Genomic DNA, 24238 nt, shown 5'->3' with positions numbered 1-24238 from the left:
ACTGGAAAGCCGTCGAGCAGCAAGTATTAAAGCTTCAGATGTGTATTGCAAAATCAACCAGAAAAAGGTTGGTGGGTAACGTTATATGCCTTTGTGGAGGCTTGAGCCGTATGCAGTGAAAGTTGCAAGTACGGTTCTCAGGAGGACGACACCTGGTAACAGGTGTCGTCTATCCGACCAGAAGCGCCATAGAATCATAAAATTTAATACTAAATCATATTAATCTAATGACCGCTTTGGTATTTTTTAATCAAATTAGAATTTTTGAATTTACAGGTTCTTGATGAAATTTAGAACAATTCTATTATCTAACGCAGGGCTGATTTGTATCGGTTCAAATGTTGCTAGACAAGCCCAGGTTCATGTCATATCGTATCAAGCGGCCCTTTCGTATAATCAATATAATGACTGCTTTATAGAATATTTGTCATTTATTAAGAGGCAACGCTGTATGTAATTGAATGGTCATAGTCGATGCAATTGGGTGGCACAATCACACGTTATTTTCCACTATAAACACCAAGTTCTCTAGATGCTTGAGCTACACCAACTTTTTCTGCAAGTTTAAGCGACTCTTCTTTGAACTCGTCTGAATAATGTTTACGTTGCTTGTTCTTTTTCATATTTCACCTCTGTGAGCTTAGTTTACTCACTTAACGAGGTGTCCAAAACTATTGGATCAGATCACAATAAGTAGGTTGAGAAAAAGTAATCAATAAAATGTTAGCGAGTTATCAGCATATTGAACATAGTGAAGGATTTAGTGAGGTTACATTGATTGAAATCACTAAATAATATCATCATAACCTACCATTAAAAATCGTGTGAAGGTCATTTGGCGCAGATTTGTCACAATTCTGTCACAGGGTTAAAAAATTCAATTGTGACAGCTAAAAATAACGGTCATAAAACTGATTTTAAAAACGGTAAAATAAATTAGTAACTGATGGGACATTTAGAAAAGCTATTGATATAAAGTCAGTAATGGCGCACCATGCAGGAGTCGAACCTGCGACCTCGCCCTCCGGAGGGGCGCACTCTATCCAGCTGAGCTAATGGTGCATTTTTACTTTTTTGACCGTATCCCACCGTGACAGCTTTTGCTATGACTGCATCCTCCGGAGGCATGCACTCTATCCAGCTGAGCTACGGGTGGAAATTATGAGGTAGCATTCTATAAAAAGCCCCGTACTAATACCAGCACTTAATTTTTTCTATACATATTTATTGACGAATTTCATTCGACCCTGTTAGTTGGCATGCAAAACTGCCCCCCTCCGGAAGCGAATGCCGCAGGTTTGACTCCTGCAAGGTGCCCCATTTCAGTATTTTCGCGTTTTTAAACTACCTCCCCCTACTCACCACACAACTTTTTCCATAAAATCATTCAACGTATGTGTAGTGGCTCAGTGAATATGGCCATTTATTTGGTGATATGTGTTATTTCAAAGACTCAATTGCGGTTAATGCCTGGGTGAAATCAGCAAGCTCCATTTCCAAACATTCATCATTATCTTGCCAATTTACACCAACAATAACGCCATCTTGGTTCAAGTCTTCAATCCAAAACTCGAACCAGTCTGATAATGAAATTGCACAGGGAATATAATTAGCCCATTCTTCAATACAATGTTGTTGAGCTAATTCAGCACTTGACCAAAGTGGCATAACTTCAGTATTTTCATAGGCCATAGAATCGAGTACCACCCAATCTTCACTTACCTTGTCTTGTAATGCCCATAACATTTGGGTTGGTTTAGCCATAGCTAAAAAAGCTTTAAGTGTGTTGTTATTATCGTTCATAATTTAAATTTTTTAAATAATTGAATATACGGATTATACCTTTGATTATACAAAAAACACGACTAACAATTCACTTGTTTACTTTATATTTTAATGAACAAATGGCAGGTAATAGCTCACCGATAGAGATCATCAAGTGGTCCAATTATTTGATAAGTGTAAAAAAGCAAGCAACTGATGTGTTAATATTGTCTTTAAAAAGATATCCGCCAAGACTGGGTGAGCTCAAGGGGATATTGAAGCCTTTTGAACAAATGATTTAATCTCTGTTTATTGATATACCAGATACAGCTAAACGTTCACTAATGCCACAGACCAACTGTACATGAGAAACCTACAAGGTCAGTTTTCCTATCCGAACTGTCTTTTATACTAGTCGGCTAAAGTACTATTTAATGACCAGATTGGATATTATTTTCCAAAATATTAATTGAAATCAATCAAAACACTATTTGTACGTAAAAGAATGGTATAATCCGTTCAATTATTCAACATATATAGTGAAAATAAGTAATGCGAATCAAATTAACCCAAGACTTAGTATGTGGCCAAGACACTTTTTTAACTGGCGAAGAGTACGAGGCAGTATTGATATTACCTCGCTCAACAACTGTAGAGTTTGTTGCAAATTCTGGTAAAAAAGTCAGAGCATTTAATTATGAATACGTGAAAGTAGCCTCAGAAACAGACATCTAGCCAAGTTGGTATCCTCAAATAATGGTAAGAGAGTCGAAGGTGAATCAAGGCCATTAATTTGGCTAATGAGTCTAAACCTGTGCTTCAAACCGAAAGTGTGGTTTCACTTAAACTGGTAACTTAGTGCGTTTTATTATCTATACGCTTATTCCATTACAACAGATATTTCGACGGTTGAGGGTTTACCATTATGGCCGCACTACAAACATTAGGCCTTACGTCCGCAATGGCAACAGAAATACCACTTCCTAAATAAAAAAACACCTCAGAATAGACCCTTTGATACGCAAGCTGTATTACAAATGATCGGAACTAACAGCGTACTCTTTTAACTTTTTCCATTTTATCTCTTTTAATCAAATACTTATACTGGAGTATTCACCTTGCCAAAAAACCATGCATTGATATTTTAGTAAAATTTAGACAAAAAAATGCACCTATAAAAATAGGTGCATAAAAACATGAAACACTAAGGGATAACATTACTATTAAGTAAGAGTACCTTTTGCCAATTAAGTTCAATTTATTTGTAAATAGAACATAAAACTTCGTTTCTCACTTGCCTTATTTGTATACTATCAACTTAAACCGCTTGTAAATTAGCGTATTCAACCACTAACCACTTACTGCCAACCTCTTCAAAATTAACCTGAATTCTCGATTGTGCGCCACTACCTTCATAATTTAACACTACCCCTTCGCCAAACTTAGCATGAGCGACTTGTTGGCCTAACTTAAACCCTGTGTTTGCAAACGTTTCTAAGGTAAAGGTATTTGAAAATTTACCAACACTTTTGGGTCTAGATACTTGGCTTTGCATGCGAATTTCTTCGACACAATCTTCAGGTAATTCTCGTAAGAAACGGCTAGCTTTATGAAATTTTTCCTGCCCATATATGCGCCGGCTTTCTGCATGTAACAAATATAATTTGCTCATTGCTCTTGTCATGCCGACATAACATAAACGTCGTTCTTCTTCTAAACGACCTATTTCTTCTACTGATTGCTGACTTGGAAACATTCCTTCTTCAAGACCGGCAATAAAGACTAACGGGAACTCTAAGCCCTTTGCCGAGTGCATAGTCATGAGTTGTACCGCGGCTTCAAACTCTTCGGCTTGTGATTCACCCGACTCTAATGCTGCATGGGTTAAAAAAGCCGTTAATGGCGTTTGATCTTCCACTAATTCTGGGTCACTTACAAAGGTTTGACAAGCGGTTACTAACTCATTTAAGTTTTCAATTCGCTGCTCGGCACGTTCGCCTTTTTCTGCTTTATACATGGCTTTTAAGCCCGAGTGCTGGATAACAAAATTGGCTTGTTGATCTAAGTCTAAATCCGTTGAATCATCTTCTAATTGGTCAACTAAATTAATGAAAGTAGTGATAGTTTTCGCGCTGCGACCTTTTAATTGTTCTGTTTTCAATAATTGCTGACAGGCTTGCCACAAGGTTACTTGCAAACTTCTCGCAGCATCACGTACTAACGCTACCGTTTGATTACCAATACCACGCGTTGGGGTATTAATAATACGTTCAAAAGCAGCATCATCATCACGATTGTTAATAATGCGTAAATAGGCTAATGCGTCTTTAATTTCTTGTCGTTCAAAGAAACGTTGTCCACCATAAATGCGATACGGTAATTGTCCTTGCAATAATGCTTCTTCCATTAAACGTGATTGTGCATTAGAGCGATATAGAATAGCCACTTCATCGAGTTTACCGCCGTCATCACGCCATTGTTTAATGCGACCCGCAATAAAACGCGCTTCGTCTATTTCATTAAAGGCGGTGTAAATTGAAATTTTTTCTCCGGCTTTATCATCCGTCCATAACTCTTTACCAAGTCGGTTATTGTTATTACTTATCAACTGATTGGCAGCATTTAAAATATTAGCCGTTGAACGATAGTTTTGTTCTAATCGAATCGTTTTTGCATCATCATATTCACTGGTAAAACGTTCAATATTTTCAATTTTTGCTCCACGCCAACCATAAATAGATTGATCATCATCACCAACAATCATCACCTTAGACTGCGCCTTTCCTAACATGGTTAACCATGCATATTGAATTGCATTGGTATCTTGAAATTCGTCCACCAAAATATGACCAAACCGTTGTTGATAATGCGCCAATAGTTCAGGATTATTGAGCCAAAGTTCATGAGCACGTAGAAGTAGTTCAGCAAAATCGACCAAGCCCGCACGATCACAGGTCTCTTGATAGGCTTTATAAACCTTAACAAACAACTCTTCAGTAGGGTCGAACTGGGCATCAATGTGTTGTGGACGCAAGCCTTCATCTTTTTTACCATTGATATACCAAACAAACTGCTTAGCTGGCCATTTCTTTTCATCTAACGCTAATGACCGAATAATGCGTTTGATTAAACGCAGCTGATCATCACTATCAAGTACTTGAAAGGCTTGTGGCAACTTTGCTTCTTGAAAGTGCATGCGTAATAAACGGTGCGCTAAGCCATGGAAAGTACCAATCCACATACCGTGGGTATTACCACTAGTCACTTGTTCAACTCGGGCACGCATTTCGGCGGCAGCTTTATTGGTAAAGGTTACCGCTAAAATAGAATGTGACGCTGCTCGTTCAACTTGCATTAGCCATGCAATGCGCTGCACTAATACACGTGTTTTTCCTGACCCAGCGCCCGCTAACACCAACATATTTTGTTGCGGCGCACCAACAACTTCACGTTGCTTGTCGTTTAAAGAGTCGAGTAATTCTGAAACATCCATCGCGGAAAACCTTATTGAACTATAGTTGAAACTGAGATATAAAACTGAGCTAATGATTAAACCTTGCCAGTATAGCACTGGTTTTATGTACAGCAAGTTGAATATTTACTAATTTTTAACGAGGCATTTTTAATTCGATATTTTTATCAAGGTAATAATAGCTCAAGCTGGGTGAGTTGATTCAGCTCAATATGAGGAAGCACTGCAATAGGCTTACCGACATCATAACAAGATAGCCATGCCGTCTGACAACCTGCTCGCAATGCTCCTTGAATATCTGAATGACCACAATCACCAACATGCAGTAACTGCGATGGTTTAATGTCCAATTGCTGACACGCTAACGTAAACATATCACTTATCGGTTTTTGTTTTAGTAAACGGCCATCTGTCTGCCAACCGGCATGATAAATACGTTGAAAGTAGTGTGAAATCCCTAACGTTTTAGTGTCAACATTACCATTACTGATGGCAATCAAAACGTACTCTTTACTTAGATTAGCAAGAAGTTTTTTACTTTCTTCGGGAACGGTAAAGTCACTACGCAGCGTAATAAAATAATCTACTGCTGCTTGCGCCTGTTGATGGGCGACATCTTCAGTTAAACCAAGCGATATAAAGCCTAATTGATAACTGACTAAACGCGATTGCACCACATCATGTGCTAAGTGAGGTTGCTTTAGAATAGCTTGGTGGCGAAAATAAGACCAAAAATGCACATTCAAAAGTTTATGCTGATCGAGCATAATATTTTTTAAAATGAGCAAGCTAGAAAAATAGGCTGTCATCTTTTTATCGACGGCCTGCATGACGGGTTTATTACTGTATAAGGTGTCATCTAAATCAAAACTAATCGCTTTGATTTCAGTTAATCGACGGTAGAATTTCATTATTTACCTGTAAATTATTCCGTTAATACTGAGTGTGAGGAACAAGCAGTCGAAGTACGACCCTTCGACAAGCTTCCTTCGACAAGCTTCCTTCGACAAGCTCAGGACAAACGGAGGCGGATTGTCCGAGCTTATCGAAGAGTTAATTAAATCGCTAAATGTTGCTTTAATAACTTAGCGACTAAACGCTTAAATTGGCTAAGTAATAAGGTATCCATACGCGGATCAAAATGATGGGCATCATCACTACTAATGGCTAAAAACCCTAAATCACAGTCATCATGTACTAGCTTCACTAATACCACTGAACCTGCACAATTATGGGAGAATATTAGTTGTTGCTCACTTTGCTGTAAACGACCAAAGTAATAATCACTGTTTGATAAACGGTTTTGCATCACACCTTGGCAATCATTTTTTGATAAACTGTCATGTGACATATCAACACCGTTAATCAAATACAGTTTAAAAGCAGATAAAGACAGTAACTCTTTCGTGGCTTGCGTTAAGCAATCCAGTAATTCATTTGCTGATTTGCTATCTAATAACCGTAAATACAAGTCACTGTAAAGCATAAATAAATTTTCATTATGACTAGCAACTGACATCAACTGAGTAATTTCATCTTCTAAATTATGTACTTGCTGTCTCAACTGCTGTTGTTGCCTTTCAACTAAAGACACTGTTCCTCGTTGATTATCTATCAGCCTTAACCCGGTCATCAATTCATTGTTGCGATTAAAAAAATCTGGATTATCCTGTAGGTAAGCACTCACCAACTCATCAGTTAACGGTAAATCATCAATATTTGTAGTTTTTTGTTCATTTTTCATAAAAATCTTCTTCACTTTTTGTAATTCAGCTTGCAAAAATTTTGTTCAAACTCTAGAAGAAAGTACGGAATATATGAATATAAATGAGCACTTTCGACAACGAAATTAGACAAAATAGCAATAAGTTCGATGATTATACAGACAGCTGTCCATCAAACACATGTACCGCAGGACCAGACATTTTTACTGGGTGTCCAGGGCCTTTCCAATAAATTCTTAATTTTCCACCAGGTAACTCAACGGTTACTTGTCGGTTTAATTTGTTTTGCATTTGACCAATAACCACAGCGGCACAAGCGCCACTGCCACAAGCCAACGTTTCAGCCGCTCCACGCTCATAAACACGTAATTTAATTTGATTTGGCGCTACAACTTCCATAAAACCAACATTAGCCTGTTCAGGAAAACGTTCGTGCAATGACAACTCTTTACCTAAAGTAGCAACAGGCGCTTCAAGTACATTATCAACGGTTACTACACAGTGAGGATTGCCCAACGAAACAACCCCACAAAGTACTGTTTCTGATTCACTGCGTAAAATATAGGTTCCTTCGGCTTTTTGGGCGGTAAAAGGGATTTTAGCGGGTTCAAATTGTGGAACTGGCATGGTGACTGAAATATTACCATCTCGCTCAACAAAAAGAGTCATTTTGCCTGAAGCTGTTGTGACTTTAATTTTATTTTTATTACATAAGCCTTTCATCCGCACAAAACGTGCAAAACAACGAGCACCGTTACCACACTGATTGACCTCGCTACCATCAGCATTAAAAATTCGATAATGGAAGTCTAAATCTGGATCATAAGGCGGCTCAACAATTAACAATTGATCAAAACCAACACCAAAATTTCTGTCTGCCAATTTAGCAATTTGTTCATTAGATAAGTAAACATTTTGCGTTACATTATCCAGTACTAAAAAATCATTACCTAGGCCATGCATTTTAGAAAAATTCACTAACATTATTTCGGCTTCTTTATAGTATCTGTATTCTGTTGTTGGGACTCTTTTACCATAGTACTTTGCTCTGGCTCAACCACTTGATATAAATCACCCTTGGAGCCACAGGCACAGAGAAGCAGGCTCATTAAAAAGCAGCTGAACAAAAAAGAAAAATGTTTAATTGAATGCATGATTACCAGTTTTTACCATGAAAGTTGTCTAAATCAAGCTTTGTACTTAACTTAATTGTTATATTTATCTCAGTTGATTGGTATTATACTCACATGCTGATCTCCCAAACAACTAAAGAAAGCCAATGAACGATAGCCAATACAATTTAATCGCTGAAGATCTATTACTTGCCGTTGAAGAGGCGATTGAAGAATGTGGTGTTGATATAGATTACGAAGGCGTTGGTGGCTTATTAACATTAACGTTTAAAAACAGCACTAAAATCATCATAAATAAGCAAGCGCCCTTACATGAAATATGGGTAGCGACTAAATTTAATGGCCACCATTTTTCATTTTCCGATGATATTTGGACAGATAAACGTGGCGGTGGTGAATTTTGGCAATTTTTATCTGCCGCAGTAAGTAAACAGGCCGAGACTGAAATAACCCTAATAACACAATAGCATAAACTTTTGAGAACAAGACATATGACTACAGTACGAATAGCAACACGTAAAAGCGCCCTAGCATTATGGCAAGCAGAATACGTAAAAGCACAATTAGAACTCTTTCATCAAGATATTACTGTTGAACTTGTGCCGATGACCACCAAAGGCGATATTATTTTAGATACCCCATTGGCAAAAGTAGGCGGTAAAGGTTTGTTTGTTAAAGAACTTGAAGTTGCCATGCTCGAAGACCGAGCTGATATTGCTGTTCATTCAATGAAAGATGTACCCGTAGAATTCCCTGACGGTTTGGATTTAGAGGTGATTTGTCCTCGCGAAGATCCCCGTGACGCTTTTGTTTCAAATACTTATGCAACTCTTAACGATTTACCTCAAGGTGCTATTGTTGGTACCTCAAGCTTACGTCGCCAATGTCAATTAAAAGCGAAACGACCTGATCTTGATATTAGAGACTTACGCGGCAACGTAAATACCCGTTTAAAAAAATTAGATGAAGGCCAATATGACGCGATTATTTTAGCTGCTGCTGGTTTAATTCGTTTAGAAATGAGCGAACGTATCGCTCAATATATTGAGCCAGAAGAAATGTTACCTGCTAATGGTCAAGGCGCTGTTGGTATTGAGTGTCGTATTAATGACGAGACTATCAAGGCCTTATTAGCTCCCCTTGAATGTAGCACAACGCGTATCCGTGTATTAACAGAGCGCGCAATGAACAAAGCATTAGAAGGCGGCTGTCAGGTTCCTATTGCTAGTTATAGTGTTATTTCAGCTGATGGTAAAGAAGTTCACCTACGTGGCTTAGTTGGCGCGGTAGATGGAAGTGAAATGATTGAAAGTGAAATTACTGGCCCTGTTGATCAAGGTGAAGCATTAGGTAATACCCTAGCACAAGAATTGCTTAGCCGCGGTGCTGATAAAATTTTACAACAGGTTTATGCAGACAACCAATAGTGTTTATCCGCTTAACGTTCTAGTCGTTCGGCCAACAAAAAAAGCGCAAGCATTAACCTTGTTACTTAACAAACAAGGTATCGCTTGCGTTAGCCAGCCGCTATTCGATTATCTACCGTTAGCTGATCACATTCAAAGTGAAAGGTTACTGACCACTGCCGATATTTTAATTTTTGTTAGTGCTGCCGCAGTTGAGTTTGCTCATGCTAACGTTGCAACAACACACTGGAAATATCAACATATTATTGCTGTTGGTAAAGCGACAAAAGCAGCGCTACAAGCATTAGCGCTTAAAAATATACAATGCCCTTCTCAAGAAAATAGCGAAGGTGTGCTAGCCTTAAGTACACTAAATGAAAATCTATCAAATAAAACTATCACGATAGTACGTGGTAATGGTGGTAGAGAACACTTGGCAATAGAATTAGTCAAGCGTGGCGCAATGATACATTACCTTGAAAGCTATCAAAGAGTATGGCGAACATTTCCTAAAGATATAAACAAGCAATGGTATCAACAACAAATTAATTGTATTGTCGTTACCAGTAACGCACTATTAGATAAGCTCGTACAATTGACACAGGCTACTAACGTAGCCGTAGAAAATGACACAACTAAGTACTGGAGAAATCAATGTATTTGGTTAGTAGCAAGTAAACGTATTGCCAACCAAGCTCAACAGCTTGGGTTAGTTAATGTAATACAAAGTGACGGCGCTAATGAACAAGCGATCAGCACTACGCTACAAGCAATCATTGAGAATAAATGTTAAGCAATAAGATTCGACTCTATTCACCATCCGTTATCTTCGTGGTATCTTAATCGAGGAATTGTATGTGAATAACTAATGTTCCGTGTTAAGAAATTACGGAATGATTCGCTTTTATAGCGTTTGTTGAATAGTTACTAAAATTCAATAATGGAATTAAAAATGACTGATAAAAAAACGCCATTAGCCACTGAGCCAGAAAAAAATATTGACACTAAAGCGCCCGTCACTAAAACGACTAAAGCAACAGAGACAAAAGTTTCAGCAAAAGAAACTACCGCTAGCAGTCAAGATAAGGTACCAACGAAAGAAACCACTGCGGGTGGTAAAACTAAGGTGCCAACGAAAAAAGCTACAGCTAGTAGTAAAAACAAGGTGTCAAAATTAGCACTCGTTGCTATTGTTATCGCTTTAGGTAGCACAGCTGGTCACTATTTTTGGCAGCAGCAACAAAGCCAATTATTGACAGCAGAGCTCTCTCAACAAATCGATCATCAAAATACTGCTACAGCTAATCAATATCAAACGCTAATTAAGCAGCAAGAAGCTTTTGCTAAGCAGCTACAGCAAGTAACCACTCAAGTTAACGGCAGTAACCAAGCAAAAATTAGAGAACTGAACACGACTGTCAGCCAACTTGAACAAAAGATGAAACAGCGACAACCCAGTGATTGGCTATTGCATGAAGCTGAATACCTCATTCGTATTGCGGCAAGAACCTTATGGTTAGAACATGACACTACTGCAGCGGTTGGTTTACTTAAAGATGCCGATGCCCGCTTAGCCGATCTGAACGATCCTGCTTTTTTACCGGTTCGTCAATTAGTTCATCAAGACATGAAGTCACTTGAACTAATGCCTACCTTACAAACTGATGAGATTGTTTTAACATTGATGGCAATGAACAAACAAGTAGCAATACTACCTTTGGCCATGGTGGATATCGGTGCAAAATCGGATAAAAATACTAACCTTGAATTGTCGAATGATGTTAATGATTGGCAAGCTAACTTAGCCAAAACATGGAAGAAATTTCTTGATGACTTTATTCGTGTTCGTCAAAGAACGGGAATGATTAAGCCACTAGTATCACCAGAACAACAGCAGCATTTAAGACAAAATTTAAATTTAAAAATTCAATTGGCTTTATGGGCGGCGAGTGAGCGCAAAGGGGACATTTACCAACAAGCTTTAACCGATGTTCAAGAATGGATTACTGAGTTCTTTGATCTGGGAGATGCAACTAATCAACATTTCCTACAATCATTAACTAACTTACAAACAAAACTCGTTAGTTATGATTATCCAAGTGAATTAACCTCTTTAAAGGCCATCAGAACAGCGCTGAAAAACCAACCGATGAAATCGAAAACAGCTGATGATACTGAAAAAGCATCTCCAGTGAAGCAATCTGGTGCAGTAGAGCCTCAACCTGTAATTTTACCTACTAAACCTCAGGCTTCGCCGTCAAACACAGCCGATGACGCTGAAAAATCACCTCAAAACAAGCAATCTGATGCAGTAACGACTGAACCTCAAAAATCATCTCCTTTACCCAAACAGCAAGATGATCAACCTAACGTTGAGGGCATCATATGATCCGTTTTATTGCCATCATTATATTATTCTTTACTGTTTTAGCCCTTAGCCCGCTATTAATTGATGAAAAAGGCTACATCCTGATTGCCATGGATGAAACCATTATTGAATTAACAATACTGTCAGCAACAATAATGTTCTCTCTATTCGTTATCAGCGCTTTTATACTTTTCAAAGTGCTACGTGGCGGCTTCAAAATCAGCTTCAAAACATGGGATATGCTAGCCTTTGCTAGCAGAAGGCGCGGCATTGCCAATTTCAACAAAGGTCTAGCTGCCTATATGTTAGAAGATTACCAAGGCGCAGAGCAACTGTTTGCGAAAAGTGCCGAGCCGGCTAAACGCCAACAGAGTGCGTATTTACTTGCCGCTGCTGCCTCTGCAAAACAGAAACTTGATACCAATACCAACCACTATTTAACCTTATTAGAACAAGAGAGTGCAAAATCAAAAACTGCCGATTTAGCCAGTGTTATTGTTAAAGTAAAGCTGTTAATGAATCAAAAATCGGACGATGCATATAAAAGAGCACGGTTATTAATTGATGAAAATCATAAACAAATTGGTCACGATGCTAGATTTTTAGTACTAGAAGTTGATTTATGTTTAATTGAAAAACGCTTCGAATCAGCGGTAGATTATTTAAGTATTGTCCGCAAAGAAAAGTCCATCAATGATGAAACCGTTCAAGCATGGGAAGCAAAAGCCTATTATGGCGCATTTAACCACATTATCCGTAAACAAGACCAAGCAAGCTTGCAAGATTATTGGAATTCACTTGGCCGTAAGGTAAAGCAACGAGAAGCAATTTTATTTGCTTATTGTCAGGTTCTAGCTGAGCAAAACATCACCGAACCATTAATCAAGCTCATTACACCTATGCTGAAGAAGCAGCCTAACGATCGCTTTCTTAAACAGTTACGCTCACTACCTATTAAGCGGAGTGAACCGTTAATAGCCTTAGTTCAAAAAAATCTCCATGATAATAGACAAAGTCCTCAATGGCTAAGTTGCTTAGGACATTTAGCCCTAATGAGTGAACAATGGTCAATGGCAGAAAAGGCCTTTGGCAGTTTAATTAAACTTGAAGGACAGCAATACGATAAACAAGACTTACAAGCTTTCGCTAAAGCCCTGACAGAAGAAGGTCAACACCAAGCAGCAAATGAAGTATGGGTTAAGGTTCATGCCCTGTAGTCGAATTAAAGTACCTTTGAATAAGTACTAGGAAGAGATACTAGGGAATAAAAACCTTTTAACCGTGAATTTTCAACAACCTTAGTATCTTCAACTGAACCCAATTGAAATAATATATTCAATTGGGTTCAGACGTAACGTTAAGTTATTTAAATGAAAGCAAAAGCATCTGCATACATATGTTCTACTAACGCACCATGCTCAACAAAGTCACTACGAATAGCGCCGACCATTTCAAAGCGTCCAGCAAGATAAATATCATAAGGTTCAAAGCTAACAATATCATGCATGGCCGCTTGATGGACTAAGCCTGTTTTTCCTTGCCATTTTTCGCTAGCATTTTCATCTATATTTTCAATAACTGGAATAAAGTTAGCATGCGGTAATTTAGCTATTACCGCTGCAGTTTCTTCAAGTTCATAGGCGGCGGCCAATTCACGTAAACCCCAGTACACCATAATATGACGTTGCGAGTTTTGCTCAGCTAAGTACTCGAACATGGACTTGATATAAGAAAAGCCTGTACCACCCGCTAACAATAACAATGGACGTTCACTTTCCGTACGTAACTGAGCTTTACCTGAAGGTATCTCAATAGTGACCGATTTATCATCTGCTTGTGCAGATTGAATGCGTTCTATTACCTGCATGGGATAGCTGTCAGCAACAAAAGCGCCTATTTGCAATTCAATCAAATCACTATTAGGTGAGCTAGCAATGGAAAATGGTCGTTTGTCTTTGTCGCTCATTATAAAGTTCAAATACTGCCCAGCAATGAAGTCTACTTTTTCAGCAGGTTTTAATAGTACTTTAAATACATGAGCCGTAAGTGAAGTTAACGACACTATTTGACAGCTAATTGTTTTCATTTATATATCTCTTTAATTTAATTGTTTTCTTCAGGGATGATAGCTAAATCATCCCAAATATCATCTATCTGTTGCTTTATTTCATCAGTCATTTCAATGGGCACGCCCCATTCTCTATTTGTTTCACCAGGCCATTTATTTGTCGCATCTAATCCCATTTTAGATCCTAAACCGGAAACTGGCGAGGCAAAATCTAAATAATCTATCGGGGTATTTTCAATTAACACTGTATCTCGGCTTGGATCCATACGCGTAGTCATTGCCCAAATCACATCTTCCCAATTTCGTGCATCAACATCATCATCACAAACAATGACAAATTTAGTGTACATAAACTGTCTCAGAAATGACCAAACGCCCATCATGACTCGTTTAGCGTGACCTGCGTATTGCTTCTTAATAGTGACAACCGCTAAACGATAAGAACATCCTTCTGGCGGTAAATAAAAATCTTGAATTTCAGGATACTGCTTTTGTAAAATAGGTACAAATACTTCATTTAATGCCACCCCTAAAATAGCAGGTTCATCCGGTGGTCTTCCTGTGTAGGTACTATGGTAAATAGGATCTTTGCGCATAGTGATATGGGTAACGGTAAAGACAGGAAAGTCATCAACTTCATTATAATAACCGGTATGATCACCATAAGGACCTTCTGGTGCTGTTTCTTCGGGATCTAAGTAACCTTCTAAAATAATCTCTGCTGTTGCCGGCACTTGTAAATCATTACTGATTGATTTTGCCACTTCCGTTTTTGAACCACGTAATAAACCAGCAAACGCATACTCTGACAAGGTATCGGGCACTGGCGTTACTGCCCCTAAAATAGTTGCCGGATCGGCCCCCAAAGCAACAGAAACGGGATATTTCTCACCTGGATTGGTTGTCTTAAACTCTTGAAAATCTAACGCGCCACCACGATGAGATAGCCAACGCATAATAACTTTATTTTTAGACAATACTTGTTGACGATAAATACCTAAATTTTGACGCTCTTTATGAGGACCTTTAGTGATAGTTAAACCCCAAGTAATTAAGGGAGCAACATCACCTGGCCAACAAGTTTGAATAGGCAACTTGGTCAAATCAACATCATCACCACTCAATACAATTTGCTGACAAAGTGGCTTTTTAATCACTTTAACGGGCATATTGAGCACTTGTTTATAAACAGGTATTTTACCTAAAGCATCACGAAGACCGGTTGGTGGCTCCGGCTCTTTAAGCATAGCCAATAGCTTACCTACATCACGTAAAGCAGTAACGTTTTCTTGCCCCATAGCAAGTGCTACTCTATCGGGTGTGCCAAATAAATTAGTGAGTACTGGCATATTATGAGGCTGACCATTTTCATCTACCGCATTCTCGAATAATAATGCCGGTCCTTTAGCGCGCAGTGTACGATCGCTAATTTCAGTCATAGCAAGGTGAGTGGAAATAGGGGCTGTAATACGTTTCAATTGCCCTATTTTTTCAAGCTGACTGATAAAGTCTCGTAAGTCGTTATATTTCATAAATGCCATTAATTTTTGCAAAGGGTTTTAAAAACAAAAAAACCAGCCGGTATGACTGGTTTTCATCAGTACTATACCCGTATAAAGATTACTTGCGTTTCATTGAATCAAAAAATTCATTATTGGTTTTAGACATTGCTAGTTTATCAATAAGGAATTCAATAGCGCCTATTTCATCCATTTCATGAACGATTTTACGTAAAATCCACATTTTTTGTAATTCATCAGGCTTAGTAATCAATTCTTCACGACGTGTACCACTACGATTAATATTAATCGCTGGGAAAACGCGTTTTTCTGAAATCTTACGAGACAGGTGTAATTCCATATTACCTGTACCTTTAAATTCTTCGTAGATAACTTCATCCATTTTAGAGCCAGTTTCAACCAACGCAGTAGCAATAATAGTTAAACTACCACCTTCTTCAATATTACGTGCTGCGCCAAAGAAGCGCTTCGGACGATGTAAAGCATTGGCATCAACACCACCAGATAGAATTTTACCTGACGAAGGAATAACGGTGTTGTAGGCACGGGCTAAACGGGTAATTGAATCGAGTAAAATTACCACATCTTTTTTATGTTCAACTAAACGTTTTGCTTTCTCAATAACCATTTCAGCCACTTGTACGTGACGACTTGCTGGTTCATCAAAAGTAGAAGCAATAACTTCACCTTTAACCAAACGCTGCATTTCCGTTACTTCTTCTGGACGCTCATCAATTAATAATACCATTAGCTCGGCATCAGGATAATTATGCGCAATACTTTGTGCGATGTTTTGTAATAATAAGGTTTTACCCGCTTTTGGCGGCGCAACAATCAAACCACGTTGACCTTTACCAATGGGTGACGCTAAATCAATAACACGAGCGGTAATATCTTCCGTTGAGCCATTACCACGCTCCATAGTCATGCGGTCGGTAGGATGTATAGGTGTTAAGTTTTCAAATAAAATCTTACCGCGGGTATTTTCAGGGCGGTCAAAATTAACTTCCGTTACTTTTAACAAGGCGAAGTAACGCTCGCCTTTTTTCGGTGAACGAATTTTACCTTGAATAGTATCACCCGTTCTCATGCTAAAACGGCGGATTTGACTTGGTGATACATAAATATCATCTGGACCGGCTAAATAGGAAGAGTCGGCAGAGCGTAAAAAGCCAAAACCATCTTGTAAAATTTCTAAAACACCACCACCAAAAATATCATTGTCGTTTTCGGCATGCTTCTTTAAAATAGCAAATATTATGTCTTGTTTGCGTGTTCTAGCAAGGTTTTCTAGCTTCATAGATTCAGCTAGTGCAACCAATTCATTAATGGATTTTTCTTTCAATTCGGTAAGATTCATAGGGGGTTTCTTAAACTATTTTAAGTGGTTATGTCCTGGCGATTGCCGATGACAGTTTATTTTAAATGTGTGTTTATAATCTTTTTATCTAATAAAAAGCTAAAAGAAAGCTAATAAAAGTAGTAAAAAAAGATAATAGAATAGGGATGTAGAAATGTTATTTTATACTCAGGAGCTAAATCTAGCATTAAAAGTGAACTAGGTAAAGTCACTCGTGAAAATGTAAGCAAATATTTAACTGTTTTTATAGTATGCATAAAAAAACCTGAAATAATTTCAGGTTTTTTTATATTTAATGACTAATTAAAGGTTTTTATCTAAAAACTCTTTTAATTGTGTTTTAGATAAGGCGCCTACTTTAGTGTCAGCTATTTCGCCATCTTTAAACAACAATAGAGTTGGAATTCCTCGTACACCATACTTAGGTGGAGTATCTGAATTTTCATCAATGTTTAATTTACCAACCGTGACCTTACCATCATATTCTACCGCTATATCATCAAGAACTGGCGCTATCATTTTACAAGGACCACACCATTCTGCCCAAAAATCAACCAACACTAAGCCCTGGGCTTTTAAAACATCAGCTTCAAAACTATCATCAGTTAGCTGAACAATTTTATCGTTCATCTTATTCTCCATCTCTTATGGCTATTGTGCCACGCTATTTAATTTTTATACTATACCTTTATGAGGCTATGTTGCCTATTTTTCAAGTTTGTTTTCTTTTATATTCACTTAACGCAGCTAAAGTTAGTTATTAAACAACTATGGTGTTAAGCTAGCGCCATGAAAAAAACACACTTAACAGAAACAAAATTCGCTGACCTAAATCTTGCTCCGCAAGTAGTAACCGGATTAGAAGCCATGGGCTTCCACCATTGTACGTCCATTCAGGAACAGTCTTTACCTATATTGCTTAAAGGCACTGACATTGCAGGCCAAGCTCAAACAGGCGAAGGTAAAACCATCGCATTTTTGGCCGGAACTTTTCACCGATTGTTACAAGTAGAAGCACCGACGCATAATCAACCTCGAGCATTAATAATGGCTCCAACACGTGAACTTGCTATTCAAATTCATCGTGATGCTATTGAAATGGCAAAAAGTACTGGGCTACGTCTTGGTATTGTCTATGGCGGTGAAGGTTATGAAAGTCAACGTTTAGAACTAGAGCAAGGTGTTGATATTTTAATTGGCACCTGTGGACGCTTATTAGACTATTTAAAACAAGGCATTTATAACTTAAGTAATATTGAAGTTATTGTACTTGATGAAGCCGACAGAATGTTCGATTTAGGCTTTATTAAAGATATTCGCTATATGTTTAATAAAATGCCCCCTGCAAAGCAGCGTTTAAGCATGCTGTTCTCAGCAACATTATCATTTAGAGTTAAAGAGCTTGCTTTCGAGCATATGAATGATCCGACCAGTGTGGAAATTGCACCAGAACAAAAAACAAATACTCGCATCAGTGAAGAATTATTTTATCCTTCTAATGAAGATAAAATGGTTTTATTACAAACATTAATAGAAGAAGACTGGCCTGAAAAAGCTATTATTTTCGCCAATACTAAACACGTATGTGAAAAACTTTTCGATCACCTTGTTGCTGATAAATTACGTGCTGGTTTATTAACTGGCGATGTTCCCCAAAAGAAGCGTCTAAAAATACTAGAGCAATTTACCGATGGAACTTTAGATATATTAGTGGCTACTGATGTTGCCGCTCGTGGTTTACATATTCCATCAGTTACGCATGTTTTTAACTATGATTTACCAGATGATTGTGAAGATTATGTACATCGTATTGGTCGTACAGGCCGTGCTGGTGCAACTGGACATGCTATAAGCCTAGCTTGTGAACAATATGTATTTAACCTACCTGCAATTGAAGAGTACATTGAACACGCATTGCCAGTAACAAAATACTTACATGAAGCATTGCTTGATGATTTACCTAAAGTAAGTCCGCGCCCTCGCCGCCATAAACCTGGTGGTAACAGACAAGGAGGCCGTGGTAACTTTAGACAAAGCGGCAACAGTAACTCTCGCCCTCGCCGTTAGTTTCTCTTTGTTTTTAAATGACCATGCAAAAAAAAACACCACAGCTTAAGGCCGAATATACAAATTCGCATTATGCTGTGGTCGATTTAGGATCAAACAGCTTTCACTTACGGATTACTCAACTCGTTAACAACAAAATTAAGGTTGTAGCCAAAATAAAACAAAAAGTACGCTTGGCTGCAGGTTTAAATGATAACAATGAATTAAACCAAGATGCTATTAACCGTGGCATTGATTGTTTAACCTTATTTTCCGAACACCTCAAAGGCATCCCTGCTAGCAATATTCGTATTGTTGCTACCGCTGCATTAAGAATAGCGATAAATCGTGATGATTTTTTAATACCTGCCAATAAAATTTTACCAGTAAAAATCAAACTGATTAGTGGCGAACAAGAAGCCAAAATAATCTACAGTGGCGTTGCCCACACCTGCCAAGATAATTTTGAGAAAAAACGTTTCGTTATTGATATTGGTGGTGCAAGTACTGAATTAATTATTGGTCAAGGCTTTGATGCGAAACATACCATTAGCCTAAATTTAGGCTGCGTTAGTTTTAAAGAAATATTTTTTGCTGACAATTTATTAACAGAGAGAAATTTTACTACTGCTATAGCTGCAGCAATCAAAATCATTACTCCAATATCCGTAAACTTTCTCAATTTAGGTTGGCAATCTGTTTTAGGTAGCTCTGGCTCTATGCAAGCATTAGCCGAAATCCTTCACGGTAGAAAGCAACCTATTATAATCACTTCAGATTTTTTGCAAGAAATAAAACAAGCGCTTATTCACTGTAAAATCATTGATAACATCTCGTTTTCCGGGTTAAGAGCCGATAGAGCACCAGTGCTTGCTAGTGGTTTGAGTATTCTAATTGCTTTATTTAAAGTTTTTAACATTGCCGAGTTAACACTTTCTACTGGAGCGCTTCGTGAAGGATTACTCTATGAGATGCTCCCTCCCCGAAACATCTAACTCTACGTCTATTTCTCTTCTTTTAACCATCTGGCAACTTGTTTGGCAAAATACGTTAATATACCATCTGCACCAGCGCGCTTAAACGCCAACAAGCCTTCCATCACACAAGGTTTTTCAGCTAACCAACCATTTTGAATTGCTGCCATATGCATGGCATATTCACCGCTCACTTGATATGCGTATGTTGGTACTTGAAAGGTATCTTTAACACGGCGTACTATATCTAAATAAGGCATTCCCGGCTTAACCATCACCATATCAGCACCTTCACTAATATCCTGTGCAACTTCATGTAAGGCTTCGTTACTATTCGCAGGATCCATTTGATAAGTATGCTTATCGCCACCTTTTAAGTTACCGGCTGAGCCGACAGCATCGCGAAATGGACCATAGTAATGAGAAGCATATTTGGCTGAATAGGCTAAAATTTTAGTATTAACAAAACCCTGAGCTTCTAACCCTTGGCGAATAGCACCAACACGACCATCCATCATATCCGAAGGTGCAACAATATCAGCACCCGCTTGCGCATGTGATAACGCTTGCTTAACTAATATTTCTGTTGTGATATCGTTTAATACATAACCTGTCGCACCGGCTTTATTGTCATCACTTTCACTTAAAATCCCATCTTGACCATGGGTGGTGAACGGATCAAGCGCCACATCGGTAATAACAGCTAACTGTGGAAATTTTTCTTTTAATGCCCGTACCGTACGTTGAGCTAAACCTTCTGCATTGTATGCTTCTTCAGCCATTAAAGATTTTTTATCACTGGGTGTCACCGGAAATATAGCAATCGCAGGTATACCTAGATCAACTAATTCTTGTGCTTCTTCTAATAATAAATCAATACTTTTTCGCGATACTCCGGGCATTGAAGTAATTTCTTCACATTGGTTTTCACCCTCTAAAACAAATACAGGATAGATTAAATCGTTAACCGTTAATTGGTTTTCTGCCATTAGTCGACGAGTATAATCATCTTTGCGCATACGACGCATACGACGTGCTGGAAATTGACCAAAAGACGACTGATTTATATTGTTATTCATAGTTTTTCCTGAAAATTGATGCTGAGAATTTATGCTGCTTATTCAATACGATCTTTATATACTTTAGTTTGATTACGTCCGTTATGTTTTGCCTCATAAAGCGCTGTATCAGCTCTTGTAAATATCTGTTCGGGCTGCACATCATCTTGCTGTATATAAGTACAAATACCACTACTAATTGTCAATGATATTTCAAACTCTTTATGAGTACATACCTGACGCTCAATATTTTTTCTTAAAGCCTCGGCTAAAGTCATTGCCCCTTTAGCATCAGTATCAGGCAATATTACACAAAATTCTTCACCTCCATAGCGAAAAGCCATATCACTACCGCGCTTTAGGCTTTTTTGGAGATGCTTGCTCAGCCAAATTAAACATTGATCACCTGCTAAGTGTCCATAACTATCATTGACTGCTTTAAAATGATCAATATCAATAATGATCAAACTTAATGGGGTTAAGTTACGCTTACTACGACGATATTCAGCAAGGATTTTCTGATCATAAAATCGACGATTAAATAATCCAGTCAATTCATCTAAGGTGTTTTTTTGCTCTAGCTCACGATTAGCTTCTTCTAGCTCTTGCAAGGCAATATGCAATTCCAAAGTGCGCTCTTGAACTCTCTCTTCTAGCAGATCTTGGCTTTCTTGTTGCTGATTTAACAGTAACTGATAAGAGTTTTTTGCTGCTAAAATGGCGTTCTTTGCTTGTGTTAGTTGACCTTTCAAAGATTTTTGCCCTATTGAATACTTTCGATAGAATGTATAAGCGATAATTAACATTACCACCAAGCAAATGATGAAGCCTATTGCTAACCCTTGAAAAAGTAGTTCGTTACATTGAAGTGTTTGGTCAGTCACGGCTAGCTTCTTTATAAGTTAAAAACTTTACGAGCATTTATACTAGTTTGACAAGCTATTTCATCTGGGTCAATAGCTGTTATATCAGCTATTTGTTGAACTATATAGGGTAAGTAGCCTGGTTCATTGCGACTACTTTTAGGGCGAGGTCTAATCGTTCTAGGAGTTAAATAAGGAGCATCTGTTTCAATTAATAGGCGATTTAAGGGGATTAATTTAATGATATCTTGTAGCTCTTTTCCTCTGCGCTCATCACAGAGCCAACCGGTAATACCTATATACATATTAGCTGCCACACACTGCTCTAATTCTACTTTATTACCGGTAAAGCAGTGAGAAACCATGGCGGGAATTTGATGAATAAAAGGCTTTAGTTCCGAAAACCAAGGGGAAAAGGCATCACGCTGATGGAGGAATAATGGCATATTAAGATCTGCAGCTAAGTTAATTTGTTCTTTAAATATTTTTAATTGTTGTTCTGGTGCGGAAAAGTTACGGTTAAAATCTAAACCACACTCTCCTATCGCTTTAACGTGGGGTTGTTTTGCCAATTGAATTAATTGTGCTAAATAATCATCACTCACGCCATCAGCATCGTGAGGGTGAACACCTGCTGTACTGAATAGGGTATTAGGAAATTTTTGTTGATAATGTTGGCATAAGGCTAAAGCCTGCTTACTTTCATTTACACTTGTACCTGTAATCAAGAGCTTTTCAACACCTTGATTTTTAGCACGTAGGATAAGCTCTTCTCGATCTTTATCAAAGCGCTTATTCGTTAAGTTAACACCAACATCAATCAACATTTTTCACTACACAGCTTCCTCGTCTTCATCATCATCTTTATGGTATAGCGAGGCAATAATAATGCCAATTTCAAACAACAGTAACATAGGAATTGCTAACATAGATTGCGAAATAATGTCAGGAGGCGTCAATAACATACCAATCACAAAAGCACCAACGGCCATATAAGGGCGCTTTTTTCTTAAGTCGTCCGGGCTAGTCACACCCGTCCAGCACAATAAGATAATCGCAACAGGAATTTCAAACGCGGCACCAAAAGCGAAGAACAATTTCAAAACAAAATCTAAATAACTGCTAATATCGGTAGCAATCACTACACCTTCAGGTGCAACCGAAGTAAAAAAAGCAAACACTACAGGAAAAACGATAAAGTAAGCAAAAGCAATACCGCTATAAAACAACAATGTCGATCCTAACATCAGTGGTGCGATTAAGCGTTTTTCATTACGATATAAGCCCGGAGCAACAAATGACCATATTTGATATAAAATGTAAGGCATAGCAAGAAAGATAGATAAGACTATGGTGAGTTTGAAAGGTGCAAAAAAAGGAGATGCTACATCCGTAGCAATCATTTGTGAGCCTTCAGGCATTGTTTGCAACAGAGGTTGTGCTAAATATTGATAAATATCTTGAGCAAAATAGGCTAAGGAACAAAAGACCAACAAAACGCCTAGCACTGCGTGTAATAAACGCGTTCTGAGTTCAAGTAAGTGGTCAAAAAGCGTTACATTTTTAGCTGGTGCTAAGGTTTCTTCTGCAATAGGCTCTGAGGATTTAGACTGTTCTACTGATGAATTCATTTGTCCTGCTTAACTTCGTGCTCAACATTTTGCGTACTTTTTTGAGGCTTTTCTGATGACTCAACGCTTTGAATATCACTTGTTTGAATAGTATCTTCCGGTTCACTACTAGCGGCATTACCTATAGTTGATTGACTCGCTAACGAAGTTGAAATGAATGAATCCATAGAGCTTTTATCAATCTTTTTAAATGGTTCATTAACCATGGCAGCAGCTTCTTTCAATGACTTAATCGATTCAGCGACTTCGGGGCTTAAGTTAGCCATATCTGTCTGCTCTGCTTTTTTAAGGTTTGCATGTAGCTCATGAATTCTGAGCTCTTCTGAGAGCTCAGATTTTACCGAGTCACTAAACTTACGTACACCTGTGACCCAACCTTTAATGGTTCGAATCGCTACAGGTAAGCGTTCAGGGCCAAGTACCACTAAACCCATAATACCAATAAGTGTTAATTCCCAAAAACCAATATCAAACATTAATTACGCCTGACTGTTATCTTTTTGGCTTTCTTTAGATTTGCTAGTTTCGTGTGCAGTAGTACTACTGTTATCACCTAACGTATCTGAATTTTTTTCTACTTTATTAGCTGATTCTGTGTCAGCTGAATCTTTTTCATCACCTATTGCATTTTTAAAGCCTTTTACCGCTGAGCCTAAATCGCCACCTAAGTTGCGTAATTTCTTAGTACCAAACAATAAAACTACAATAACAGCAACAATTAATAATTGCCAAATACTGATACCACCCATAACAAACTCCTATAATCTAATTACCACTATTATATACTCAAATGGCGTCAGTAAACGAGTAAAAGCACACACTCATTAGTAATATAATGTGCCAAAACAAAG

24 protein-coding genes and 1 tRNA gene are annotated in these 24238 nt (G+C 38.0%); 8 read left to right on the top strand and 17 right to left on the bottom strand.

Going from position 1 to position 24238, the window contains the following annotated elements:
* Positions 1–500: 500 nt before the first annotated feature.
* The 3 genes from DWA31_RS17700 to DWA31_RS08385 form a co-directional block, all read right to left on the bottom strand.
* Positions 501–623, bottom strand: a complete 123-nt coding sequence (locus DWA31_RS17700; RefSeq protein WP_281268625.1) for a hypothetical protein — start codon at positions 621–623, stop codon at positions 501–503.
* 362 nt (positions 624–985) lie between these two features.
* A tRNA-Arg gene (locus DWA31_RS08395) sits at positions 986–1062 on the bottom strand.
* Positions 1063–1440: 378 nt separating this feature from the next.
* Positions 1441–1803, bottom strand: coding sequence for a DUF2750 domain-containing protein (locus tag DWA31_RS08385; RefSeq protein WP_114326148.1), 363 nt, complete (start codon positions 1801–1803; stop codon positions 1441–1443).
* Positions 1804–2316: 513 nt separating this feature from the next.
* On the opposite strand from DWA31_RS08385, the gene DWA31_RS08380 reads away from it, so the two are divergent.
* Positions 2317–2499, top strand: coding sequence for a hypothetical protein (locus DWA31_RS08380; protein WP_114326147.1), 183 nt, complete (start codon positions 2317–2319; stop codon positions 2497–2499).
* A gap of 583 nt (positions 2500–3082) precedes the next feature.
* On the opposite strand, the gene uvrD is transcribed toward DWA31_RS08380, so the two are convergent.
* The 4 genes from uvrD to dapF all read right to left on the bottom strand — a co-directional run bounded on the left by uvrD (position 3083) and on the right by dapF (position 7944).
* The gene (gene uvrD / locus DWA31_RS08375) at positions 3083–5257 is read right to left on the bottom strand and encodes a DNA helicase II (protein WP_114326146.1); all 2175 of its coding nucleotides are present in this window, start codon (positions 5255–5257) and stop codon (positions 3083–3085) included.
* A 146-nt stretch (positions 5258–5403) separates the two neighbouring features.
* Complete coding sequence (locus DWA31_RS08370; protein ID WP_114326145.1) at positions 5404–6147, bottom strand: HAD-IA family hydrolase; 744 nt, start codon at positions 6145–6147, stop codon at positions 5404–5406.
* A gap of 146 nt (positions 6148–6293) precedes the next feature.
* Positions 6294–6980, bottom strand: coding sequence for a DUF484 family protein (locus tag DWA31_RS08365; RefSeq protein WP_114326144.1), 687 nt, complete (start codon positions 6978–6980; stop codon positions 6294–6296).
* Positions 6981–7113: 133 nt separating this feature from the next.
* Positions 7114–7944 (bottom strand): diaminopimelate epimerase, encoded by an 831-nt coding sequence (dapF, locus tag DWA31_RS08360; protein ID WP_114326143.1) that lies wholly within the window; start codon positions 7942–7944, stop codon positions 7114–7116.
* Between the two features lie 295 nt (positions 7945–8239).
* Between dapF and cyaY the strand changes: the two genes are divergently transcribed.
* From cyaY to DWA31_RS08335, 5 genes are all read left to right on the top strand, one after another.
* Positions 8240–8560, top strand: coding sequence for an iron donor protein CyaY (gene cyaY / locus DWA31_RS08355; protein WP_114326142.1), 321 nt, complete (start codon positions 8240–8242; stop codon positions 8558–8560).
* A 24-nt stretch (positions 8561–8584) separates the two neighbouring features.
* Positions 8585–9520, top strand: a complete 936-nt coding sequence (gene hemC, locus DWA31_RS08350) for a hydroxymethylbilane synthase (protein WP_114326141.1) — start codon at positions 8585–8587, stop codon at positions 9518–9520.
* Complete coding sequence (locus tag DWA31_RS08345) at positions 9504–10292, top strand: uroporphyrinogen-III synthase (RefSeq protein ID WP_114326140.1); 789 nt, start codon at positions 9504–9506, stop codon at positions 10290–10292. The genes hemC and DWA31_RS08345 overlap by 17 nt, the downstream gene beginning before the upstream one ends.
* A gap of 159 nt (positions 10293–10451) precedes the next feature.
* Positions 10452–11888, top strand: coding sequence for a uroporphyrinogen-III C-methyltransferase (locus DWA31_RS08340; protein WP_168427314.1), 1437 nt, complete (start codon positions 10452–10454; stop codon positions 11886–11888).
* Entirely contained in the window at positions 11885–13084 is a 1200-nt protein-coding gene (locus DWA31_RS08335; RefSeq protein ID WP_114326138.1) for a heme biosynthesis HemY N-terminal domain-containing protein, read from the top strand. Before DWA31_RS08340 ends, DWA31_RS08335 begins: the two co-directional genes overlap by 4 nt.
* A gap of 149 nt (positions 13085–13233) precedes the next feature.
* Here the strand turns inward: DWA31_RS08335 and fre are convergent, their stop codons facing one another.
* From fre to trxA, 4 genes are all read right to left on the bottom strand, one after another.
* Positions 13234–13953, bottom strand: a complete 720-nt coding sequence (gene fre, locus DWA31_RS08330) for an NAD(P)H-flavin reductase (protein ID WP_114326137.1) — start codon at positions 13951–13953, stop codon at positions 13234–13236.
* 17 nt (positions 13954–13970) lie between these two features.
* Positions 13971–15467 (bottom strand): 4-hydroxy-3-polyprenylbenzoate decarboxylase, encoded by a 1497-nt coding sequence (ubiD, locus tag DWA31_RS08325; protein WP_114326153.1) that lies wholly within the window; start codon positions 15465–15467, stop codon positions 13971–13973.
* Between the two features lie 88 nt (positions 15468–15555).
* Entirely contained in the window at positions 15556–16815 is a 1260-nt protein-coding gene (rho, locus tag DWA31_RS08320; RefSeq protein ID WP_114326136.1) for a transcription termination factor Rho, read from the bottom strand.
* Positions 16816–17118: 303 nt separating this feature from the next.
* Positions 17119–17445 (bottom strand): thioredoxin TrxA, encoded by a 327-nt coding sequence (gene trxA / locus DWA31_RS08315; RefSeq protein ID WP_114326135.1) that lies wholly within the window; start codon positions 17443–17445, stop codon positions 17119–17121.
* A 159-nt stretch (positions 17446–17604) separates the two neighbouring features.
* Here trxA and rhlB point away from each other — a divergent pair, with 159 nt between their 5' ends.
* Together rhlB and DWA31_RS08305 are read left to right on the top strand one after the other, a co-directional pair.
* Entirely contained in the window at positions 17605–18882 is a 1278-nt protein-coding gene (gene rhlB, locus DWA31_RS08310) for an ATP-dependent RNA helicase RhlB (protein WP_114326134.1), read from the top strand.
* Positions 18883–18899: 17 nt separating this feature from the next.
* Complete coding sequence (locus DWA31_RS08305; protein ID WP_114326133.1) at positions 18900–19856, top strand: Ppx/GppA phosphatase family protein; 957 nt, start codon at positions 18900–18902, stop codon at positions 19854–19856.
* An 8-nt stretch (positions 19857–19864) separates the two neighbouring features.
* Here the strand turns inward: DWA31_RS08305 and hemB are convergent, their stop codons facing one another.
* From hemB to tatA, 6 genes are read right to left on the bottom strand one after another with little or no spacing between them, the layout of a single operon-like run.
* A complete protein-coding gene (gene hemB, locus DWA31_RS08300) occupies positions 19865–20914 on the bottom strand; it encodes a porphobilinogen synthase (protein WP_114326132.1) in 1050 nt (349 codons plus the stop codon).
* 38 nt (positions 20915–20952) lie between these two features.
* Entirely contained in the window at positions 20953–21777 is an 825-nt protein-coding gene (locus DWA31_RS08295; protein ID WP_245942556.1) for a GGDEF domain-containing protein, read from the bottom strand.
* Between the two features lie 11 nt (positions 21778–21788).
* The gene (locus DWA31_RS08290) at positions 21789–22583 is read right to left on the bottom strand and encodes a TatD family hydrolase (protein WP_114326131.1); all 795 of its coding nucleotides are present in this window, start codon (positions 22581–22583) and stop codon (positions 21789–21791) included.
* 6 nt (positions 22584–22589) lie between these two features.
* Positions 22590–23387: a twin-arginine translocase subunit TatC gene (gene tatC, locus DWA31_RS08285; RefSeq protein ID WP_114326130.1), complete on the bottom strand. Its 798-nt coding sequence runs from the start codon at positions 23385–23387 to the stop codon at positions 22590–22592.
* Positions 23384–23863, bottom strand: coding sequence for a Sec-independent protein translocase protein TatB (gene tatB / locus DWA31_RS08280; protein WP_114326129.1), 480 nt, complete (start codon positions 23861–23863; stop codon positions 23384–23386). The genes tatC and tatB overlap by 4 nt, the downstream gene beginning before the upstream one ends.
* A 3-nt stretch (positions 23864–23866) precedes the next feature.
* Positions 23867–24136 (bottom strand): Sec-independent protein translocase subunit TatA, encoded by a 270-nt coding sequence (tatA, locus tag DWA31_RS08275; protein ID WP_114326128.1) that lies wholly within the window; start codon positions 24134–24136, stop codon positions 23867–23869.
* Positions 24137–24238: the final 102 nt, after the last annotated feature.

The sequence above is a fragment of the Candidatus Colwellia aromaticivorans genome (assembly GCF_003333305.1).
GTDB classification, from domain to species: Bacteria; Pseudomonadota; Gammaproteobacteria; order Enterobacterales; family Alteromonadaceae; genus Colwellia; species Colwellia aromaticivorans.
This window is presented reverse-complemented; position numbering and strand designations above follow the sequence as displayed.

Excerpts from the sequence above, each read along its gene's own strand:
- DWA31_RS08290 (WP_114326131.1), bottom strand. The coding sequence starts at position 22,583 with ATGTTGATTGATGTTGGTGTTAACTTAACGAATAAGCGCTTTGATAAA.
- ubiD (WP_114326153.1), bottom strand. The coding sequence starts at position 15,467 with ATGAAATATAACGACTTACGAGACTTTATCAGTCAGCTTGAAAAAATA.
- DWA31_RS08380 (WP_114326147.1), top strand. The coding sequence starts at position 2,317 with ATGCGAATCAAATTAACCCAAGACTTAGTATGTGGCCAAGACACTTTT.
- DWA31_RS08365 (WP_114326144.1), bottom strand. The coding sequence starts at position 6,980 with ATGAAAAATGAACAAAAAACTACAAATATTGATGATTTACCGTTAACT.
- tatB (WP_114326129.1), bottom strand. The coding sequence starts at position 23,863 with ATGTTTGATATTGGTTTTTGGGAATTAACACTTATTGGTATTATGGGT.
- rhlB (WP_114326134.1), top strand. The coding sequence starts at position 17,605 with ATGAAAAAAACACACTTAACAGAAACAAAATTCGCTGACCTAAATCTT.
- rho (WP_114326136.1), bottom strand. The coding sequence starts at position 16,815 with ATGAATCTTACCGAATTGAAAGAAAAATCCATTAATGAATTGGTTGCA.
- tatA (WP_114326128.1), bottom strand. The coding sequence starts at position 24,136 with ATGGGTGGTATCAGTATTTGGCAATTATTAATTGTTGCTGTTATTGTA.
- DWA31_RS08305 (WP_114326133.1), top strand. The coding sequence starts at position 18,900 with ATGACCATGCAAAAAAAAACACCACAGCTTAAGGCCGAATATACAAAT.
- trxA (WP_114326135.1), bottom strand. The coding sequence starts at position 17,445 with ATGAACGATAAAATTGTTCAGCTAACTGATGATAGTTTTGAAGCTGAT.
- cyaY (WP_114326142.1), top strand. The coding sequence starts at position 8,240 with ATGAACGATAGCCAATACAATTTAATCGCTGAAGATCTATTACTTGCC.
- DWA31_RS17700 (WP_281268625.1), bottom strand. The coding sequence starts at position 623 with ATGAAAAAGAACAAGCAACGTAAACATTATTCAGACGAGTTCAAAGAA.
- DWA31_RS08335 (WP_114326138.1), top strand. The coding sequence starts at position 11,885 with ATGATCCGTTTTATTGCCATCATTATATTATTCTTTACTGTTTTAGCC.
- fre (WP_114326137.1), bottom strand. The coding sequence starts at position 13,953 with ATGAAAACAATTAGCTGTCAAATAGTGTCGTTAACTTCACTTACGGCT.
- DWA31_RS08370 (WP_114326145.1), bottom strand. The coding sequence starts at position 6,147 with ATGAAATTCTACCGTCGATTAACTGAAATCAAAGCGATTAGTTTTGAT.
- DWA31_RS08340 (WP_168427314.1), top strand. The coding sequence starts at position 10,452 with ATGACTGATAAAAAAACGCCATTAGCCACTGAGCCAGAAAAAAATATT.
- DWA31_RS08385 (WP_114326148.1), bottom strand. The coding sequence starts at position 1,803 with ATGAACGATAATAACAACACACTTAAAGCTTTTTTAGCTATGGCTAAA.
- hemB (WP_114326132.1), bottom strand. The coding sequence starts at position 20,914 with ATGAATAACAATATAAATCAGTCGTCTTTTGGTCAATTTCCAGCACGT.
- hemC (WP_114326141.1), top strand. The coding sequence starts at position 8,585 with ATGACTACAGTACGAATAGCAACACGTAAAAGCGCCCTAGCATTATGG.
- dapF (WP_114326143.1), bottom strand. The coding sequence starts at position 7,944 with ATGTTAGTGAATTTTTCTAAAATGCATGGCCTAGGTAATGATTTTTTA.
- DWA31_RS08345 (WP_114326140.1), top strand. The coding sequence starts at position 9,504 with ATGCAGACAACCAATAGTGTTTATCCGCTTAACGTTCTAGTCGTTCGG.
- uvrD (WP_114326146.1), bottom strand. The coding sequence starts at position 5,257 with ATGGATGTTTCAGAATTACTCGACTCTTTAAACGACAAGCAACGTGAA.
- tatC (WP_114326130.1), bottom strand. The coding sequence starts at position 23,387 with ATGAATTCATCAGTAGAACAGTCTAAATCCTCAGAGCCTATTGCAGAA.